The organism is Paenibacillus sp. FSL H3-0302 (assembly GCF_037982245.1).
Classification (GTDB): domain Bacteria; phylum Bacillota; class Bacilli; order Paenibacillales; family Paenibacillaceae; genus Paenibacillus_AQ; species Paenibacillus_AQ odorifer.
In genome coordinates this window covers 2,100,345-2,115,578 of record NZ_CP150284.1, presented here as the reverse complement: position 1 = coordinate 2,115,578, position 15,234 = coordinate 2,100,345, and the positions used below count along the sequence as shown (strand labels likewise).

Genomic DNA, 15,234 nt, shown 5'->3' with positions numbered 1-15,234 from the left:
TGCGCTTCTGTGACCCATTTGTCCTCCCCGATTTAATTCACCTCCAATCTACCAATCTACCAATCTACTAAATATAACGAAATCGCCTACGAAGTAGACGCATCACATTAAAAAGACCAACCAGAAGGTTCTGGCTGGCCGAATATAAATTTTCCCTAGATTATGTCCCCGGTTCAAATTGTGAGTGAACATTTTTAGCTTGTATCTTAGTGAATTATATAACATTGCTTCTATTAATTTCCATGGTGCACACTCATTACAAGTGGTCTTTTTGTGAAAATCTTCGTAAATGGTGGACCTCCTCTTGACCTTACATTTAATTAGACACCGCAGGTTGATTGAAAGCCACATGTTCGTTCAAAAAAATCCATAATAAAAAACTGTCGATTGCTAGACAATTATATAGAGCCAAGTTATAGTATTGATAATACTTTTAATAACCATTTTTAAAAGTCTAGAGGTGAATAAAATAAACCAAATCGCAAACAATTCTATTCGTGTTAAAAAGATAAATCAGGAGCTTATCAAGCAGGCCTTGAAATCGATGAAGGAAGGAACCAAATCCACGATTGCAAGTGCCACCGGATTAAGTATTGCTACCTGCGGAAATATCCTGAATGAACTTCTCGAGACTGGTGAAGTCATTGAGACTGAACTGGAGGCTTCAAATGGAGGCCGACCGGCCAGACGATTTATCTATAACGCTGATTTCTCCTATATTGCATGTATCTATGCCAAAATTGAGGATGGCCAGAAATCCATAACCTATGCGGTGACCAATTCAGTTGGTGATCGTGTGGATCATGGATGGATGGAATTAGAGTACGTAGATGCTGCAGCCATCGACCATCTGCTGGATACGCTTATCCAACAATATAACAACATCAAGGCAGTAGGGATTGGGATTCCCGGCCTTGCTCACCAAGGTGTCATTAATATCTGTGACATTAAAGAGTTAATTAATGCTCCCTTAGAATCACTACTCAGAGAAAAATACGAGCTTGAAGTCACGATTGAAAATGATATGAATCTGATCGTTTACGGGTTCTATAAACAGCAGGATTATGAAGAGGATAAAACCATTGTCGTGGTAACCTTTATCAAAGGAGCTTTTCCAGGCGCCGGGATGATGATCGACGGGCATATCCACAAAGGTAATACCAGATTTGCTGGTGAAGTCTCTTTTTTACCGTTTGGAATCTCGCGTGAACAGCAATTGAGTAGCTTGGACCACACGGATACCTTCATCCCTTTGGCGGCTCACACTATATCGTCCCTGATTGCAATTATTAATCCAGAGACCATAGCTCTCACAGGAGAGCAAGTCAAACAAGAGAATGTACGGCCGATTTATCAACGTTGTCTGGAAGTGATTCCAGAGGAGCATATGCCTCACTTAATTGTGCTGGATCAACCTGATGATCATTACATGAACGGATTAATTGCGATCACACTGGAAAGCTTAACCTATTCGTTACAGTTGGTTGAGAAGCGCCGGTAAACATAAAACTAACATATACTTCAGGAGGAACTACAAATGGCAACAAACAAAGAAAACATGATTGCAGGAAAGCTATATATGGCAGGCGGTGAAGAATTAGCAAAGGATAACAAAAGATCCAGAATGCTCACTCGTTTATTTAACAATACGACGGAAGAACAAGGTGAATATAGAGTAGAACTACTCAAGCAATTATTTGAGTCTACAGGAGAGTCATTATATGTTGAACCTCCTTTCCGTTGTGATTACGGCAGTAATATTACCGTTGGCAATAACTTCTACGCTAATTTTGACTGCATTATCCTTGATGTAGCTAAAGTAACGATTGGTAACAATGTTCTCTTTGGACCTAGAGTAGGTGTATATACTGCTGGTCACCCCATAGATGCGGACGTGCGTATTAGTATGCTTGAATTCGGTACACCGATTACCATAGGAAACAACGTGTGGGTTGGTGGAAACGCAGTAATTAATCCTGGGGTAAAAATCGGCAACAATGTAATCATCGGTGCAGGTTCAGTCGTGACTAAGGATATCCCTGACAATGTAATTGCGGTGGGTAACCCATGCAAGGTATTAAGAGCAATCACCGACGACGATAAGCAACACTGGGAAAAACTTAAAGAAGAGTATTACAGAGACATTGAGCAATAAAGTAACCCGTTCTGGGAGGATCTCAATTTGAAAAAGCGCTTCGGGGGATTTAACAAGATTTACGCCATGCAATTGGCAACCATCTTTTTAGGATTTATAGTGTTTGGCATATCGGAAAATATTAAAGGACCTGCCATTCCGCGAATCCAATTCGACTTTAATCTGGACGAGAAACAGCTCGGCACCCTTTTATCCCTAAATGCATTAGGTTATTTGATCGCCTGCTCCTTTACAGCTGTATTGGTTCGGAAGTGGGGGATCAAGGCTGTCAGTATCATTGCTTTTGCATCCATGATATTCTCAGGAGTGTTAATCTATATCTCCCACAGCTATCCCTTCTTCTCAGCTTCTTATTTCCTGATGTACATCGGAAACGGAATGCTGGAGATTGGTCTTGCCATTTTGGGAGCACGCATCTTCGTAAAAAATACCGGGACGATGATGAACTTATCCCATTTTTTCTACGGATTTAGTTCAACCTTAGCTCCACTGCTGGCAACAGGACTCATGTCGGTAAGTATATTTGGCCATCCACTCGACTGGCGCGGAATGTATCTGATTATGCTAAGCTTATCTTTACTGCCTATTCTATCTGCCTTGCGCAGTACATTTCCGGGTGACGATCTTCCGCAAGAGGACCGGATCCCTTTAAAAACGTTGGTCCGCGATCCCGCTTTATGGCTGATGGTGCTTATTCTTTCTTTCGGTGTAGTGTCAGAGCTTGCAGTAGGTGGATGGCTAGTGAATTTTTTGGAAAAAGCATACTTGTGGGATACAGTTACAGCTTCTGGTATGTTGTCCACCTTTTTTCTCTGCTTCTCGCTAGCAAGGCTCTTGCTGGGGCCGGTTACAGATAAGATTGGTTTCAATCTATCGCTTATCATCTTTTCAGCCTTCTCTGCCTTATGTACGTTTGCTGCTATTTTGGGTGGGGAACAGCTCGCGTTTCTATTCGCAGCAGCAGGCATAGGTATCGCTATGATTTATCCGACCGTCATGGCATTTATCGCAAAAAGGTATCCGCATGGCAGTGACACTGCCATCACCTTTACAGTTACACTAATGGGAGTCGGTAGCGTGATTGGCAACTATGCCATAGGTGCAGTAATCGAAGGTATAAAGAGGCTTTACGGAGCAGAAACACAAACTGGCTTGCTACGTGGTCTTCAAGCTGGGTATGGTTTTATCGGTTTGTGTGCAGCTATATGCGCGATATCCGGTTGTGTTTTATATCGTTATTTAAATCGCCGCCAAGAACTTATCTAGAATAGTTATCACACTTATTTCTGCTCATCCATGCAAAAAAACTGCTGATTTTTTGGCAGGTTTTTTGTTGCAAATAGCGACCAACCTCCTACCATCGGACTCAAATGTCCTTATTGGCTTCGAAATAGACAGAAATGAGGTTATTCGGACCCCAGAGTCGTTATTGAGTTGTTTTTGTGCAAAAACCGCTGTCTTCTGACTAGATAACGCCTCCTGAGTCCGAACACTCCGCCTAATGAAGCTAAATCCCGAAATAGCGACTATACAGTCCACAACAATGACCTCTGAGCTGGTGATCACCATCCCAACAATTATCGCAGACCTACCACCAGCTCCATTATTTTTCTAACAATCTGCTCTTCACCGCTACTAACCTTTTCCGTTGCAACTTCTCCCAAGGTTATATGATCGCCAACACAAACCGAATGTGCGGAATGTCTAAACATTTCTATATCATTAGCATCGTTACCAAAAGCAATAAATTGCTGCGGTTCTATGCCTAATCTCTTTAGTCCTGTCCATTTGTTCACACCTTGTGGACTTATATCCATAATATCTTCTTGTCCATGCTGGTAGATCACAATCGGCAGATTTTGCAGCTTATGTATAAGTTGTTCCCCGTTCAGACTGCTCAAAATAACTACCTTCACAATCTCATCCAGCTCTGATGGAGTTACATTTTTGGCGCGTTGTTCTGGATCTACATTTCTCCGGATGGGATGGTTCGCAGAACCCGAATATGCATAGTCCCAATGACTATCAATCAAATAAGTTGCATCAAATTCTTCAATCAAATTCAGGATGTTATCCGCAGTCTGTGGGTCAAAATGTATCGTCGAAATAACCTCCCCACCCTTTGCAATAAACGCGCCATTCCCGCCAACCATAGAAAAATGATGCATATGAGCAGGCAACACAGGCAATAAATCACGAATAGGCCGGGCTGACGCAAAAATAACCTCATGTCCTTTTTCAATTAGAGCATCCAAGGCTTGTACAATAAATCCACTCAAAGGTTTGCCGCTAAAACAAATCGTCCCATCTAAATCAAAAATAAATTTCACAGTTAATAACCTCCCCTTTTTCTCTATATTAACGAGTTCAGATATAATGGAAAGGACCGATGTCCAAAAAGGAGTAAACGATGAAATCTATTCACGATCCAAATCTGATATCACATTACATTACACAATTTAATCTAGACCAAGTATTCACAACGTCAACACATGCTTTAATCCAGTTACTTGTCTATGAGCAGAATGAAATCATTTTGCGTGAGGGGGATGAGCTGGACGGAATTTATTTTCAAGTGGAGGGGCGTACCAAGGTTTCTTCTAGTGTGGGGACGGGAAAATCCTTGTTATTACGTTTCTGCTCACCCTTGTCATTATTCGGGGACATTGAATACGTGCAGGAAGTTGTGGTCCAATCCCAAGTTGAAGTGGTACAACAAACCAGCCTCTTATTTATCCCGAAACAAAAGGTTGAGTCTGACCTAATGGATAACCACAGGTTTAAAGACTTGTTGCTGAAACATCTCTCCTACAAGCTTCTAACCTGCACATCCGCATCCCGAACGAACTTGCTGGGCTCTGTAGAAGAAAGGTTTGCAAGTTATTTATTGACCATTCAACTCCAACGTGAGTTTGGAAAAGAAATTCAGACACCCTATATCCCAGATATAGCCTCTTTGATTGGGACTACTCCCCGCCATTTAAACCGTGTCATTCAGCGGCTCACCGACATGGGAATTTTATATAAAGTTAAGCAAGAAATTATTGTACTCGACTGGGAGCGTCTGGATGAATTATCTAACGGAATAAGATTTGAATAGCCTAAAAACCCCTCATTTAATGGAGGATAAAATGATCGATGTCATCATAACGGATATCGATCTTTTCTCCGTTTCTTTTGACAAGATTTATATACAGAGGAGCTGCATTAACACTTCCGCCACCCACCAGCACATGGTAGTTTTCATTAATTTCATATTTACGGATGTACAAACCTGAACCAACGTCATCAAAGGGATGACCTTCAAAATCCTTCCACGACAACGCCTCGCCTTGCTGAGCTAGATCTCGTATTTCATCCATGGATAATATCGCAGCTTTTTTATCATTACATCCTGAAAGTATAATCGTCAAAGCAAACAATAACAGCATTATCAAGTTACGCTTACTTTTCATTCTTAAACCTCCAAACTCTATAATTTGTTATTTATAGGAAAATATAAGGTAATAATAACATAGCTTAGACTAAATGTTAAAAAGGAGTAAAGCCTTTTGGGGGTGCTTTACTCCTTTTGAAATCTTTATTTGTGGGGGATATTGGATGGACCCGCAAGCTACGACACCGGAAAATGAATATAAAAAAACAGGTCAGTCATGGTGATATCTGACCATAATCGACCTGTTCTATGTAACGCTTTAGTGTTAATTAGGTTATAAAATCTCAAGCATTATTGTGCGTACACACGAAATAGTAAAAATCTTTATATAGGTAATATATGAGATATATGTGTCATTGTTCGAATGATGGATTGAGTCGGCAAATGATTGATTCCCCTCGAGTTTAGACTCTTTTACTCATCATGATCTTCATCAAAGATAGCTTCAAACTCTTCATTGCTATAATTTCTATTGCTTGGTATATGATAACGTTGAGGTATCCCATTATGATCTAGCACATGATCAACAGCACTGTCTTCATCAGAAACCACGAAAGTAATTTCGTCATCACCTTCATAATCTTTAGGAGTTATATCCGCCAAAACAAACCACACACAACCCTTAATTCTATAAAACTCATTATAAAATCTAACAGACTTTTCTATATCATCATGTATAACTCCATACAGTTTAAACTTATCCTTATAATCTCGAGCTATCTCCAAAGCTTGGTTAGCTGTTAGATTAGTATTTATTCTTTCTTGCATTATTCATCAAATCCTTTCCAATTCGATAAAGGCCATTGTCCGTTCCTTAGTTTGAATATATATCTTTGTGCTTCATATATTTCTTCAATACTCAATTCACCTTTATTTTTCATAATTTCTCTATAAACATACTCTTCCTTTTCTAAAGTCGATAATTTAATTTTCTTTTCCAAGTTCTCCAAAGTGCTTAGCGTGATAAGATTCATGAACTACACTTAAGTAAGAAGCCTCAGGTCTTAATACGATCTGTCCAGTATTTGGATTGAAACCTCCCACAGCCTTTTCAGGTAGAATAGTTCCCTTCTTATCTATAATAACTTTTATATTATTTAAATTCATTTCGCTTTTAAACTTCTTTATGTCTCTGATACTCATAATTCTTAATCCATCAGTGGTTAATTTATTTTGTCCACTAACAGGAATTTATTCCCATAATTTAAAATCAATAGTCTCTTGCACTAGATCTATTTCTTTTGGAAGCTTTGGCTTTAGCAATCCGCCTTCTGTGGATAATAAAGATTTTTCTGCCGGACCATACAACAACGTTACCATTCCCAGACTATTGAGCCAATGATCCGCTGACCATGCTTCGTCTGGATTAAATGCTCCTTTCGCCATCTCCACTGTCCCCAGTGTTAACCAATCCGCAAACTTCTCCTTTGAATCAATCATATGCTCTGATCGATCTTTGGCTGCTTCATATATCCCGACCGGAATATCTCCTGTTATGCCTAATGTTAACCAGTTGAAAAAGTCATAGGGGGAGTCTGTCGCTTTATCCGCACGAGTTCTTAATGTACCTACAAAACCCGTTCCAATCTCTTTAAAACTGTCTATTGATTTATAAAAGGCATTTTTAGAATCCTCGGGTTTTGCTTGTTCCTCCGTTTTATTCTTTCTAAACAGATTATAGGAATCCAGTTGGGCGACTGATGAAGTCAATTTTATAACATCTCCCCAAGCCTTTCCACCTTGGTTTGTCATCACGTGTACACCCAAACTTACTCCAGTAGCAATCATCTGTTCCATGGTGGTTTGAATGCCTTCCAGTTGGCCTTTTGCCCAGGCTCCCTTCTCCCCTTTTTCCATTGCCGTCCGTAGTAGCAACTGATACGTTTCATTCTGCACTAGTGGTATGCTTCTACTGGTAATCGACGGATCATAATCACATGCCTTAATCGCTGGTTTCTTAAAATAAGTGCTTAGATCCTTACCCGCCTGGTACTGGACCTCGTCTATACCCAAGGATTTCAGCTTCTTGCGTGCGTCTTCCGCTAACTTATGCATTGCGTCCATTTGAGTCTGATTTCCAAACGCCTGATATACCTCATAGGCTGTCTGCGCCTTCGCGATCTGATCCCGCGCCAGGTAAATATCCTTCAGTTTACTTTGCGCGGCTATGGAGTCGATCGTTCCCAATCCTGACTTTTTAACAGTTGCCTGGAGCTTCTGCACCATAGGATCACTATTCAACTCATCCCAACCCATCAGAGTAGCAATTGAGGTGATCAGATTCGTGACCGCTTTCTGAGCCGTCGTCGGAATAGAAGACTGCCCAATTGCACTTCCGCTCCCAAACCTTTCGAACATCCCCCCAAGAACACCGAACTGCTGATTGCTCTTTTCTAATTTCTACTCTCTGCCCCTCTGCTGCTGCTGCAACTGAAATACTTCCTATTTGAGTGATAACGATTAGTTATCACAGGTTATCAGTATTAGCTCTGCTATAGTTTCGATCTCGTAAATCACCAGTTCCCATAAGAACTCTTCATGTTTCGTCATTATGCTATTTCCTCCTGTGGCTTTCGTATTTGTTTGCTCTCGTGGTTCCGTCCTACTGCGGTAAAATCTCTTTGGTTGTATGAACTCATTTGCCGCCTGTTCCGAACTCTCTTTCTTACTTATGGCTTGCTTCTAATGCTTTCGGGTTTAGTTGCGCCATTCGTCTAGCCCTCCATCTTTAGTTCAATAACATCCTCATCTCAATAAATCCATCTTCGTTTACCGGCTTAATAATTTCCTCTAATGGTTCAATTTCTTTTATAAACTTCCTACTCAACTCTATTCTCCTCCAATTCTGTCAACTTTGTTCGTTAATCATTCCAATACTGTTCTGTTTCCCGTATTTTCCCCTTTGCTCGGGTTACCATTAATACAGCTTCTCGTTCTGTTTCTTCCAGTTCCATTTATTGACGAGCTAACACATTTTTCATTTTTCTGGACATTCACCCATAATCTAGATTCTTAACTTTCCAAGCTAACTATGCGATGAAGAATTTCCAATCTGGGCTGTTCGTCCTTCTGATCTGCTAGATGGTTATAATAATTAGCCTGTTCCAGTAGCTTACTTATTTCTGTTGCTACTTGCGGATCGGAACTGCTAGAGATCTCAACTCACCTGATGCCGTAACTCTCGTGCTTTCTGGCATTAACCTCTCATTTCCTTTACGATTGCCTGATACACTGCTTGTGCCTGAGTAATAAAACGCAGTTTTGTTTCCTACTGCCTGTACTTGTTTTGCCATTTTCTCATTTCTCCTTTGATTTTGATTTTGAGCATGTAAAAAAGCTCATTCCTACTCATAAAACAAGTTGGAAAGAGCTTTGAAAGTTTATCAAGTGTTTGAATCAGTTAGTGTTTGGTTTGTATTGTACGATCTGGTTGTTGGAATTGTAAACTCCAATCTTACAATTCTAAACATATTCCCTAAGCTTTATAAGATTCTGATTTAATAAAATTATCCACTAAAAATTTATCAGACTCACTAAGTCCCTCAAAAAGCTCGTTAAACTTAATCTTTGCATCCTTATGACTTAAAAGGGATAGTGTAGCTATTGCAATATGTCCGAATTGCCATGGTCCAATAAACTTACTATCTGTTAGGAGTTTTCCTAGTTCAGCAAGCCTCTCTACAATTCCTATATCACAGTAATTTCTCTCAATCAATTTAAACGTTGCCATAGCAACAACCCTTAAATTCTTAGCTTCCAAGCATACTATTAAATCTTCATTTTTTATTGTATCAGCCTTAATTTCTTCTGCTAATTCAACTATTGAGGCCATAATATATTCCCTTCATAAAATTTATTCGTCTATAGGACCATATCTATCAATAATATATTGCTGCTCAGCTTCAAAGTTCTTTTGAAGTTTTTCTGCAACATTATCCAGTCCTAACCTTTTAGCCTCTTCAATTTCAATAGTGTATGCTTTAATCTCATCGGCGATTCTCGCTTCCCAATTCTGGTTACTGGTTTAATAAAGAATTCACTCGGCACTGGGTAGCCCCCACAACTTGTAAAACCCTTCACTTGAAGACTAGGATAATCATGATTCAAATGCAGTTCTTTCTGGGAACTCCCCCCCCTCTCTAACCAAGCAAACCACCAGTCTTTGAGCAGCTCTATCAAAATAAAATTTGCTAGGAATACTAGGGTCAGGTATAGACTCTAACTCAGAAAACATCTTAGTTATCTTATTCAATTCAATTTTACCCATAACATCTTCATTTGGTCCAAATCTGTAAACAACTGATTCATCATCTTCTTGTTCTTTTAGAAGCAATACGTACGAAGCCAAATTTACTCCTCCTCAGGTGGATACCACGGACGACCAGAATCAACTGTTTTATCGTGTGCAGTCCTATAGTCTGTTTTAAAAATACCTTCAAATTTAGATTCAAAAAGTTCATGATTCAATAAGTCAATATCTTGTTGTTTAAATGTCCCTTTTTGAAGTCTATCCCATGCTTGTGCAATTTCATAATCTGCTTCAAAGCGTCCAACACCATGTTCTTTAATATGTTCTTTAAAAAATAAATGGTCTTTTATTCTTTGAATTCTATTCTCGGACATACCTGTATTTTTTGCAATACTCTGAACATCTACATTCGATTTCCTAAAGGATTCATACATTGCATCAGAAATATCAAGACGCTTTAGATATTCATCAACTGAAAGTTCTCTCCCACCTGTCTGAGCATTACCCGTCCCCTAAGTAGTAATCTTAAACTCTACTAAAGGAAAGGTAGTAACTGTTTTACCAATTACCACCATTATATCAGCTTGCTAGACGCTCTGTCAGAGGACTTGCTATGTAAGGCGTTTTGTTCTTCATCATGCTGTAAATGATGTTCACAAGCCTTCTCATGACGCATATGAGGGCTTGTTTCTTCGTCTTTCCTTCTACTAATTTACGATGATAATACTCGTAGAATAAGGGATTACGCTGTTTCTTGTTTTCCCCTTTGGCTCCTTGTATTTGTTGAACGGCTAGATTGTGGAAGATGCTGTTTAATACTCTATTTCCTTGCCCACTTGCTTGGTCTTTACCCTTGCCGCCCGAACTAAAGCGTATCGGTGCGATTCCTGCGAATCGGGCTAGCTTGTCTGCACTAGAGAAGCGGTTAATGTCTCCAATCTCAGCTACCAGTTCTGACGCTATAACTACATTAATACCGTCCATGGATTCTAGCTTGTAGTCGGTTTGGGCATTAATTGATTATATAACGCTTAACCGAAACATTCAATGAAATTGTTCATGAACGATGTTATAATTCAAGCAGTACGCTCAAGCGTTACTTTATAGTATGGAGGAAACAAAATGCCTATCAAAGTCCGGCTTCAAGAAATCCTAGACAAGAAAGATATGCCGCAACGTGAACTAGCACGATTAACGGGATTGCGACCTAGTACAATTAACCATCTCTGCTCAGAACGAGTAGACAGGGTATACCTCGAAACACTGGAACTTATATGCAAGAAACTTGAAATAAGCATCGATGAATTGATTGAAATAACATAGAGTTAAGCTGTTAAGCGACTTTACTAATCACGCCACTCAAGATTGCACACGATATTTTTATAGCTTCTTCCCACTGTTCCGACGCTAACTTATCTAAGTCCAATGTAAGTTGAGTTCTCATTTTCTCTACAATCTGCCTGCGATAATACCCTGTTACATCCTTTTGTTGCAATTCTCCGCTCATCATCCCATATACTCTTTCCTGTAGCTTGGGTTTTAGATGTTCAGTACAAGTCAAATGAGCACACAGGTAAAGTCTATTGAATTGGGGTGGAAATTGTACGATAGCTTCAAGTGGTATCTTCTCGTCAGGTACATAAACAATTTCAAACCTCGTTAACTCTCCCTCTATAACCTTTCCATACCGTTGTATCAGTTGACGCTTCTTGTCGTAAACTCGACTGTATCCGGCTACTTGTCTTTGATGCTTTTTATTGGAGTAGCGAGTACCTTGCCAAGTGTGCATATTCCGCCCTGTAAGTGATAAAGTGAACAACTCTGATATAGGTAACGGAATGTCAAACGCCACATCACATCGTACAAAAAGGATTTCTCTGGCGTAATCCTTTATTGGCTTTAGCCATGAATAGAAATGAACTAAACTATCAGGATGGCACTCAATTCTTAGCGTATTCTTTCTTGACTTAGGAACAAAGGTAAGTTGATAGGAGATGTGTAGGTAATGTCCACTATCTCTGACATGTAAATGATACTTGAACCCCTTTTCTTTCAAACGAAGGTTAGCATTAAAATACTCACGAAGACGTAATTGAAAAGGATTAAAGAAATCCCAATACACATCTGTAAACTCTACTACAATACGGTCAATTGAAACTTGTACTCCTTCCATGTTCAGCCCCCAACCGAAATTTTTTAACGAATTTCGGACTATATTAGAGGGCAAGGTGGCTAGCCTTACAACGTTACCTTACCTGTATATGTTGACTGGTCGTCACCAGATTTCTTTCCTGCACCGTAATCATCGTTACAAGGGTAAGTTACGTTGCGGACAAGGTGCTATTCTTTGCATAACACCTTTACTATAGTTGTCGTACTATACATCTTAAAAGGTGCGTTTTTTCTTTTTCAGTATCACTATCGTTATATGGTATTTAATAGTTGCGAGTAATTTCGAAAAATCCGTAGATAACAAAGGTAACAAAAAACAGGTCAATCATGGTGGTATCTGACCATAATCGACCTGTTACATGTAACGCTTTAGCGTTATTTAGGTTATATATTATCAAGCATTATTGTGCGTACAAACGAAATGACGATCTCTCTATACGGGTATTACATAGGTTAAGTGCGTTACTGGTTGAATAAAGAGTTCATTCGGCACTGGGTAGCCCCCACTTCAGATTATAGAACTATATCTTGGAAACCAACCTCAACTACTTCTTCATTCTCAAACTTCACAGCAAGACCATGCTCAGGCTCCCACGTGCATTCAAATAACAAGCCAACCTGTCTTACATCTTCATCAAATACCATTGGAAAAACCAACTGTTTAAGCTCAACAATTTCAGCTAATTCATTCTTATTAGACAAAATAGGAGCCATTTCATCTGCAAATTTCTCTCCCAATCTTTGTCTATAATCATCGTAAACCTCTAGGTAGTATTTCATAATTGAATCCTCTGCTTTTTTCAGCAGAGTATCCTCATCGCTAAAGAATTGTTGATACGCACTGACTTGCGCTGCTTCAAATTCCGCACTATCATCTCCATCAACATTTAATGTTATAGCTCTTTCGTATCCAAATAAATTAACTTTTATCTCTCTTTTCCAACCATAGTTATAACTCAAATCTCCTAAAATTACATGTTCAATCTTTTCCATCAATTTCACCCTCTAATAGTTTTTTTCGGCTTTACCGACTTCGGATACTCCACCTAAATGACCAAACTTACTATTTATTATTGAAGGGACGAGTTCCATTGATTCCATATCATTTAGTTCATGCCACGTATAATTATTCTGTTTACGCCATTTCTTCACTTCTTTTGGAGTCACCCCCCACTCTTTAGCTAACAATTCATCTGCCTTTTTAAAGTTCACATCTCTGTCGGTAGACATTCCTTCTATTTTTACATTCCCTTTAGATACAGAGGAAAAATCTGGTACAGCTTCTGAGTAATCTATGCCTTCTTTCTCAGCTTTACTAAGGATTTCCTTTATTTCTTCGTTTTCATGAATAAACGTTGATTCTCCACGTTCTCCAGTCCATTTCCCATTATTAACAGGCGTTTGTACAAGTCTTTCTTCGTAGGTACTCTCGAATTTCGGCGGGTTTATTTTATTACCTTCACCCGTCCCCTCAACCGCCTTCACTTCTACATCCTTTATTGAATGATTACTGTCACTCTTCCCTTCCATCTTCTCTCTTAAAATCCGGTCCATTTCATTCTTAAAATTGATTTGCATCGGGGTCTGTGGAAGTGCCGGCGTATCTATATCTAGATTATTTATCTTGAATTGAAAACCTTCATTTGTGCTAAATGCCGGCAACGGTTTTTGTACCTCAATACCTTTTACAGAATCTAACCCTTTTGGAGGCTTTAGACCTCCGCCTCCTGTAGGAAGCAAAGATTTTTCTGCCGGACCATACAACAACGTTACCATTCCCAGACTATTGAGCCAATGATCCGCTGACCATGCTTCGTCTGGATTAAATGCTCCTTTCGCCATCTCCACTGTTCCCAGTGTTAACCAATCCGCAAACTTCTCCTTTGAATCAAACATATGCTCTGATCGATCTTTGGCTGCTTCATATATCCCGACCGGAATATCTCCTGTTATCCCTAATGTTAACCAGTTAAAAAAGTCATAGGGGGAGTCTGTCGCCTTATCCGCACGAGTTCTTAATGTCCCTACAAAACCCGTTCCAATCTCTTTAAAACTGTCTATCGATTTATAAAAGGCATTTTTAGAATCCTCGGGTTTTGCTTGTTCCTCCGTTTTATTCTTTCTAAACAGATTATAGGAATCCAGTTGGGCGACTGATGAAGTCAATTTTATAACATCTCCCCAAGCCTTTCCACCTTGGTTTGTCATCACATGTACACCCAAACTTACTCCAGTAGCAATCATCTGTTCCATGGTGGTTTGAACGCCTTCCAGTTGCCCTTTTGCCCAGGCTCCCTTCTCCCCTTTTTCCATTGCCGTCCGTAGTAGCAACTGATACGTTTCATTCTGCACTAGTGGTATGCTTCTACTGGTAATCGACGGATCATAATCACATGCTTTAACCGCTGGTTTCTTAAAATAAGTGCTTAGATCCTTACCCGCCTGGTACTGGACCTCGTCTATACCCAAGGATTTCAGCTTCTTGCGTGCGTCTTCCGCTAGCTTATGCATTGCGTCCATTTGAGTCTGATTTCCAAACGCCTGATATACCTCATAGGCTGTCTGCGCCTTCGCGATCTGATCCCGCGCCAGGTAGATATCCTTCAGTTTACTTTGCGCGGCTATAGAGTCGATCGTTCCCAATCCTGACTTTTTAACAGTTGCCTGGAGCTTCTGCACCATAGGATCACTATTCAACTCATCCCAACCCATCAGAGTAGCAATTGAGGTGATCAGATTCGTGACCGCTTTCTGAGCCGTCGTCGGAATAGAAGACTGCCCAATTGCACTTCCGCTCCCTAACCTTTCGAACATACCCCCAAGAACACCGAACTGCTGAAAAAGTTGATTTGCCTGCCGCTTATTCTCATCCTGTGCGCCTTGAACACCTTTTATCGCGCCTCGAATGATGTCTTCCAATTTTTCCGCTTCTACCGTCAGTTCGTTGATGATTATCTGCGCCTGCACCTGGTTTGATCCTAATGGGACGCCACTCCAGTTACTAGCTTGACCTTTGAACTGGAGGTACAGCCGGTTGGTGTCCTGGCTTACCTGTCTTATTTTCGTCTGCAGGCGCTCGACTTCATCTACGTTAAATGTAAGCTTCGTTGACGCCATGTGATTCCCCCTGCTTGCTTCTAATAAAATTAGCTATGCAGCACTCTGCATAGCTAATTACAATTCTTATGTAGTGAGGCTCATGAAGTTTGATTTACTTAAAAC

16 protein-coding genes and 2 pseudogenes are annotated in these 15,234 nt (G+C 40.0%); 5 read left to right on the top strand and 13 right to left on the bottom strand.

Annotated features, from left to right (window positions below; translation table 11 throughout):
* Nucleotides 1-460 precede the first annotated feature (460 nt).
* The 3 genes from MHH50_RS09180 (at nucleotide 461) to MHH50_RS09170 (ending at nucleotide 3,421) form a co-directional block, all read left to right on the top strand.
* Nucleotides 461-1,501, top strand: coding sequence for an ROK family protein (locus MHH50_RS09180; RefSeq protein ID WP_340034222.1), 1,041 nt, complete (start codon nucleotides 461-463; stop codon nucleotides 1,499-1,501).
* Nucleotides 1,502-1,537: 36 nt separating this feature from the next.
* Nucleotides 1,538-2,155, top strand: a complete 618-nt coding sequence (locus MHH50_RS09175; RefSeq protein WP_076187110.1) for a sugar O-acetyltransferase — start codon at nucleotides 1,538-1,540, stop codon at nucleotides 2,153-2,155.
* Between the two features lie 66 nt (nucleotides 2,156-2,221).
* Nucleotides 2,222-3,421 (top strand): MFS transporter, encoded by a 1,200-nt coding sequence (locus MHH50_RS09170; protein WP_340034597.1) that lies wholly within the window; start codon nucleotides 2,222-2,224, stop codon nucleotides 3,419-3,421.
* A 311-nt stretch (nucleotides 3,422-3,732) separates the two neighbouring features.
* Here the strand turns inward: MHH50_RS09170 and MHH50_RS09165 are convergent, their stop codons facing one another.
* A complete protein-coding gene (locus MHH50_RS09165) occupies nucleotides 3,733-4,485 on the bottom strand; it encodes an HAD-IIB family hydrolase (RefSeq protein ID WP_340034221.1) in 753 nt (250 codons plus the stop codon).
* An 80-nt stretch (nucleotides 4,486-4,565) separates the two neighbouring features.
* Here MHH50_RS09165 and MHH50_RS09160 point away from each other — a divergent pair, with 80 nt between their 5' ends.
* The gene (locus tag MHH50_RS09160; protein ID WP_340034220.1) at nucleotides 4,566-5,255 is read left to right on the top strand and encodes a Crp/Fnr family transcriptional regulator; all 690 of its coding nucleotides are present in this window, start codon (nucleotides 4,566-4,568) and stop codon (nucleotides 5,253-5,255) included.
* 16 nt (nucleotides 5,256-5,271) lie between these two features.
* Here MHH50_RS09160 and MHH50_RS09155 read toward each other — a convergent pair whose 3' ends face one another.
* The 9 genes and pseudogenes from MHH50_RS09155 to MHH50_RS09115 all read right to left on the bottom strand — a co-directional run.
* Nucleotides 5,272-5,610 (bottom strand): hypothetical protein, encoded by a 339-nt coding sequence (locus MHH50_RS09155; RefSeq protein ID WP_340034219.1) that lies wholly within the window; start codon nucleotides 5,608-5,610, stop codon nucleotides 5,272-5,274.
* A 395-nt stretch (nucleotides 5,611-6,005) separates the two neighbouring features.
* Nucleotides 6,006-6,359: a hypothetical protein gene (locus MHH50_RS09150; RefSeq protein WP_340034218.1), complete on the bottom strand. Its 354-nt coding sequence runs from the start codon at nucleotides 6,357-6,359 to the stop codon at nucleotides 6,006-6,008.
* Nucleotides 6,359-6,734: pseudogene (locus MHH50_RS09145) on the bottom strand (zincin-like metallopeptidase toxin domain-containing protein). Before MHH50_RS09145 ends, MHH50_RS09150 begins: the two are co-directional and overlap by 1 nt.
* A 48-nt stretch (nucleotides 6,735-6,782) precedes the next feature.
* Nucleotides 6,783-7,949: a hypothetical protein gene (locus MHH50_RS09140; protein ID WP_340034217.1), complete on the bottom strand. Its 1,167-nt coding sequence runs from the start codon at nucleotides 7,947-7,949 to the stop codon at nucleotides 6,783-6,785.
* Nucleotides 7,950-8,719: 770 nt separating this feature from the next.
* Nucleotides 8,720-8,884 (bottom strand): hypothetical protein, encoded by a 165-nt coding sequence (locus tag MHH50_RS09135; RefSeq protein ID WP_340034216.1) that lies wholly within the window; start codon nucleotides 8,882-8,884, stop codon nucleotides 8,720-8,722.
* 182 nt (nucleotides 8,885-9,066) lie between these two features.
* Nucleotides 9,067-9,423 carry a hypothetical protein gene (locus tag MHH50_RS09130; protein WP_076305735.1) on the bottom strand — a complete coding sequence of 119 codons (357 nt, stop codon included), beginning with the start codon at nucleotides 9,421-9,423 and terminating at the stop codon, nucleotides 9,067-9,069.
* 264 nt (nucleotides 9,424-9,687) lie between these two features.
* Nucleotides 9,688-9,939 carry a hypothetical protein gene (locus tag MHH50_RS09125; RefSeq protein ID WP_076305734.1) on the bottom strand — a complete coding sequence of 84 codons (252 nt, stop codon included), beginning with the start codon at nucleotides 9,937-9,939 and terminating at the stop codon, nucleotides 9,688-9,690.
* Between the two features lie 2 nt (nucleotides 9,940-9,941).
* Entirely contained in the window at nucleotides 9,942-10,274 is a 333-nt protein-coding gene (locus MHH50_RS09120; protein ID WP_076309322.1) for a hypothetical protein, read from the bottom strand.
* Nucleotides 10,275-10,419: 145 nt separating this feature from the next.
* A pseudogene (locus MHH50_RS09115) lies at nucleotides 10,420-10,842 on the bottom strand (transposase); the annotation flags it as partial.
* Nucleotides 10,843-10,962: 120 nt separating this feature from the next.
* Here MHH50_RS09115 and MHH50_RS09110 point away from each other — a divergent pair.
* Nucleotides 10,963-11,163, top strand: coding sequence for a helix-turn-helix transcriptional regulator (locus tag MHH50_RS09110; RefSeq protein ID WP_312131045.1), 201 nt, complete (start codon nucleotides 10,963-10,965; stop codon nucleotides 11,161-11,163).
* A 10-nt stretch (nucleotides 11,164-11,173) separates the two neighbouring features.
* Here the strand turns inward: MHH50_RS09110 and MHH50_RS09105 are convergent, their stop codons facing one another.
* The 3 genes from MHH50_RS09105 to MHH50_RS09095 form a co-directional block, all read right to left on the bottom strand.
* Nucleotides 11,174-12,013, bottom strand: a complete 840-nt coding sequence (locus MHH50_RS09105; protein ID WP_340034215.1) for a replication initiation factor family protein — start codon at nucleotides 12,011-12,013, stop codon at nucleotides 11,174-11,176.
* 512 nt (nucleotides 12,014-12,525) lie between these two features.
* The gene (locus MHH50_RS09100) at nucleotides 12,526-13,005 is read right to left on the bottom strand and encodes a hypothetical protein (protein ID WP_340034214.1); all 480 of its coding nucleotides are present in this window, start codon (nucleotides 13,003-13,005) and stop codon (nucleotides 12,526-12,528) included.
* Nucleotides 13,006-13,017: 12 nt separating this feature from the next.
* Entirely contained in the window at nucleotides 13,018-15,129 is a 2,112-nt protein-coding gene (locus MHH50_RS09095; RefSeq protein WP_340034213.1) for an HNH endonuclease, read from the bottom strand.
* Between the last annotated feature and the right edge of the window lie 105 nt (nucleotides 15,130-15,234).

Bases quoted from the DNA above. Each gene is read 5' to 3' on its own strand.
- MHH50_RS09100 (WP_340034214.1), bottom strand. From the start codon at position 13,005: ATGGAAAAGATTGAACATGTAATTTTAGGAGATTTGAGTTATAACTAT.
- MHH50_RS09135 (WP_340034216.1), bottom strand. From the start codon at position 8,884: ATGGCAAAACAAGTACAGGCAGTAGGAAACAAAACTGCGTTTTATTAC.
- MHH50_RS09170 (WP_340034597.1), top strand. From the start codon at position 2,222: ATGCAATTGGCAACCATCTTTTTAGGATTTATAGTGTTTGGCATATCG.
- MHH50_RS09150 (WP_340034218.1), bottom strand. From the start codon at position 6,359: ATGCAAGAAAGAATAAATACTAATCTAACAGCTAACCAAGCTTTGGAG.
- MHH50_RS09130 (WP_076305735.1), bottom strand. From the start codon at position 9,423: ATGGCCTCAATAGTTGAATTAGCAGAAGAAATTAAGGCTGATACAATA.
- MHH50_RS09120 (WP_076309322.1), bottom strand. From the start codon at position 10,274: ATGTATGAATCCTTTAGGAAATCGAATGTAGATGTTCAGAGTATTGCA.
- MHH50_RS09155 (WP_340034219.1), bottom strand. From the start codon at position 5,610: ATGAAAAGTAAGCGTAACTTGATAATGCTGTTATTGTTTGCTTTGACG.
- MHH50_RS09160 (WP_340034220.1), top strand. From the start codon at position 4,566: ATGAAATCTATTCACGATCCAAATCTGATATCACATTACATTACACAA.
- MHH50_RS09095 (WP_340034213.1), bottom strand. From the start codon at position 15,129: ATGGCGTCAACGAAGCTTACATTTAACGTAGATGAAGTCGAGCGCCTG.
- MHH50_RS09175 (WP_076187110.1), top strand. From the start codon at position 1,538: ATGGCAACAAACAAAGAAAACATGATTGCAGGAAAGCTATATATGGCA.
- MHH50_RS09105 (WP_340034215.1), bottom strand. From the start codon at position 12,013: ATGGAAGGAGTACAAGTTTCAATTGACCGTATTGTAGTAGAGTTTACA.
- MHH50_RS09110 (WP_312131045.1), top strand. From the start codon at position 10,963: ATGCCTATCAAAGTCCGGCTTCAAGAAATCCTAGACAAGAAAGATATG.
- MHH50_RS09140 (WP_340034217.1), bottom strand. From the start codon at position 7,949: ATGTTCGAAAGGTTTGGGAGCGGAAGTGCAATTGGGCAGTCTTCTATT.